The organism is Streptomyces sp. WAC 04229 (genome assembly GCF_003947455.1).
Classification (GTDB): domain Bacteria; phylum Actinomycetota; class Actinomycetes; order Streptomycetales; family Streptomycetaceae; genus Streptomyces.
Map to the genome: position 1 here is coordinate 1 of NZ_QHJH01000349.1, position 3,243 is coordinate 3,243.

General features: G+C 73.8%; 2 protein-coding genes. One reads left to right on the forward strand and one right to left on the reverse strand.

Annotated features, from left to right (window positions below):
• Positions 1 to 419: 419 nt before the first annotated feature.
• Complete coding sequence (locus tag DMH12_RS37905; RefSeq protein ID WP_125495792.1) at positions 420 to 1,589, forward strand: lactate 2-monooxygenase; 1,170 nt, start codon at positions 420 to 422, stop codon at positions 1,587 to 1,589.
• Positions 1,590 to 1,646: 57 nt separating this feature from the next.
• On the opposite strand, the gene DMH12_RS37910 is transcribed toward DMH12_RS37905, so the two are convergent.
• The coding region (locus tag DMH12_RS37910; protein ID WP_125495793.1) for an RICIN domain-containing protein at positions 1,647 to 3,243 on the reverse strand (1,597 nt) is incomplete at its 5' end.

Here is a 3,243-nt window from a genome sequence, read left to right on the forward strand (position 1 = left end):
CCCGAGGACGGCGGTGACCGTCAGGCCCAGAGTCGCTGCCCAGCGCGCGGTGTTCCGCATTGTGTGCATCCTTCCGCTCTTTCGAGGGTGTTGATGCCGGCCCGGCTCGGTTGGTGCCGGAACGGCGAGCGCGAGTCTGCCGAGTCCGGCACCGAAACTCATCTCGACCCCCTGGATTTCGGTAACCTTGCGTATTGAATCAGTGGCTCGAAGTCACAGAATTCGAACGTTCCAAGTCCGGAACGGAGCGGTTCTTGATCGGTTCTTGAGGCTTGAACTGGCCGAATGGCGTGATCCACGCGTTCGCCAATCGGCCTGAAACACCCCCGAAACATGCCCGTTCACCCTGGCGGACGGCCCCGGCATACCGGCGAGTACGGTGCTGGCGACGCGAACTCGACGACGAGAGGCGACGCGGGATGGCGAAGCACTGGGCGGACTTCCAGTACGAGATCTACCTGAACGGCATGACGGGGGCCGTGCCGAGGCTCCCCACCGACCTGACCCGGCTGGAGGAGCTGGCCGAGCACCGGCTGGGCCCCGGCCCCGTCGGGTACGTCGCCGGCAGCGCGGGGGACGGCAGCACCGCACGCGCCAACCGGGCGGCGCTGGACCGGCGGCGGATCGTCCCGCGCATGCTGCGGGACGTGCACGAGCGCGACCTCTCGGTCGAGGTGCTGGGGCGGCCGCTGCCGGCGCCGCTGGCGCTGGCCCCGGTGGGCGTCCTGTCGATCATGCACCCGGGCGCGGAGCCGGCGGCGGCCCGGGCCGCCGCCGCGCAGGGCGTGCCGTACGTCCTGTCCTCGGCGTCCAGCACGCCCATGGAGCAGGTGGCCGAGGCGATGGGCGACGCCGAGCGCTGGTTCCAGCTGTACTGGCCCAAGGACCGCGAGGTGGCCCGCAGTTTCCTGGACCGGGCGAAGGCTGCCGGGTACGGCGCGCTGTTCGTCACGCTGGACACCCCGCTGCTGTCCTGGCGCCCGCGCGACCTCGACCGGGCGTACCTGCCGTTCCTGCACGGCGTGGGCACCGCCAACTACTTCTCCGACCCCGCGTTCCGGGCGGGTCTGGCCAAGCCGGTGCACGAGGATCCGAACGCGGCGGTGATGCATTTCGTCGGCATGTTCTCCGATCCCGCCAAGTCCTGGCCGGACCTGGCGTTCCTGCGGGAGAACTGGGACGGGCCGATCGTCCTCAAGGGCGTCCTGCACCCCGACGACGCCCGGCTCGCCGCCGACGCCGGAATGGACGGCGTGGTGGTGTCCAACCACGGCGGCCGCCAGGTGGCCGGCGCGGTCGCGGCGGCCGACGCGCTGCCCCGGGTGGCTCAGGCGGTCGGCGACCGGCTCACCGTGCTCTTCGACAGCGGCGTCCGCACCGGCGACGACGTCTTCAAGGCGCTCGCGCTCGGCGCCCGCGCAGTGCTCCTCGGCCGCCCCTACGTCTACGGTCTGGGCCTGGACGGACAGGCGGGCGTCGAGCACGTCGTCCGCTGCCTGCTCGCCGAACTCGACCTCACCCTGGCCCTGTCCGGCCACGCCTCCCCGGCCACCCCGGGCCCCGCCGACCTCGTCGAGAGCCCGGTGTAGTCCGACGGCGACGGCGCCCGGCGGACCACACCCGGCCTCGCCGGCCGCCCGGCGGGCTCAGCCGCCGGGCAGTTCCACCGAGCGGGCGGGCGGCCCGTCGGTGCGGGCGATCGACAGGGATCCCTCCGCCGTCGGCAGCGGGTCGCTGCGCCAGCGCTGGACGTCCGAGTCGTCGTGCAGTTTGACCACGACGTCGGCACCGGGTGCGACGGTGGTGGCGGCGAGGGCGAGCTGCCGCTCCCGGCGCGGGATCAGCCGCCCCCGGTCGGTCAGGTCGTACCGCACGTCGTCGCCCCGCTCGGCGCCCTCGTCGGCGCAGGTGCCGAGAATGACGACTCCGGCGTCCGCCTGCGAGTCCAGACACAGCCCCGGGTCGGCGACGCTGCGCAGCAGCCCGTCGTCCTCGTAGGTCCACTGCTGGGTCCACGCCTCGGAGCACGCCGCCAGGCGGGCGCCCGTCCCGGCCTTCGGCTCGCCGCGGACGTCCAGACACAGGTCGGCGCCCACGTTCCGCAGCCGGGTCCGGTCGGCGCCCGTGGGCAGCCCGGCAGCGCCGGGCGGTTTGGGGCGGCTGGTGGCGGACGTCTCGCCGTCGCCTCCGACGGCACTGGTGGAGGCGGCCGGATCGGCGCCGCCGCCGTCGTACGACCACACACTGACCACCAGCACGATGGCCAGCACTCCGGCGGAGGCGGCGCCGAGCTGCCGGAGCGGCGACCGGCCCGTCCCGGGGCGCCCCGGGGCCCGGCGCACGGGAACGGGGATGCGGGCCAGCAGCCCGGTGCGTCCGCCCCGGTGCCGGGCGGCGCCCTTGGTGAGACCGCCCAGTGTGGTCCGGCCGGGACGGGAGTCGAGATAGCGCCGGGCTCCCCAGCCGAGCACCGCCTCGGCGATCAGCGTGCCCAGTTCCCGTTCGAAGTGGCCGAGTTGATCGGCCGCGTGACGGCAGTGGCGGCAGTCCGTCAGGTGCTTGCGGACGTCCGGCAGCAGGGCGCCGCCCCGGCGGATCGGCACGTCGAGGAGACGGCTGTGGAAGCGGCAGTCCTGGCTCGGCGCGAGCTGCCTGTGGGCGTGCAGACAACCCTCGCGGAATTTCTCACGCGCTTGTTCGAGGGTGGCCGACGCCGTGTCGGTATCCATGCCGAGCAGACCGGCCGGGACACTTATGGACTCGCCTTCGACCTCCGTGTGCCACAGCAAACAACGGGCCGGTCCGGGAAGGGAGGAGAATGCCCGCGCGGCCAGGGTCCGGTTTTCCGGGGTCAGGGACTTCGCCGCCAGCATGCCGCGTCCGCCGGCGGGCTTGAGCAACTGCGGCAGCACACCGGAGGTGTCCGGGTCGGCGGCCCACTGGCGGACCGTGTCGCGCACGGCGACCAGCAGGCGCGGACGCAGCGCGGTGGCCGGCTCGCCCTCGGCGAGACGGTCCAGCACCCGGTGCCAGGCGGCGGCCGTGACCATGGCGGTGACCTGGTTCGACGTGGCGAGGCAGATGGTCGCGTAGTCGTGCGCGGGCTGCCAGTGGCGTGCCATCAGCAGCGCGGCTACCCGGGCGGCCTCGCTCTCCGGGCCGTCCCGGAGCCGCGCGGCCAGCAACTCGTCGGACTCCCCGGGATCCCCGCCCGGGGGCGGGTACGCGGGACGAGGGGGGTGG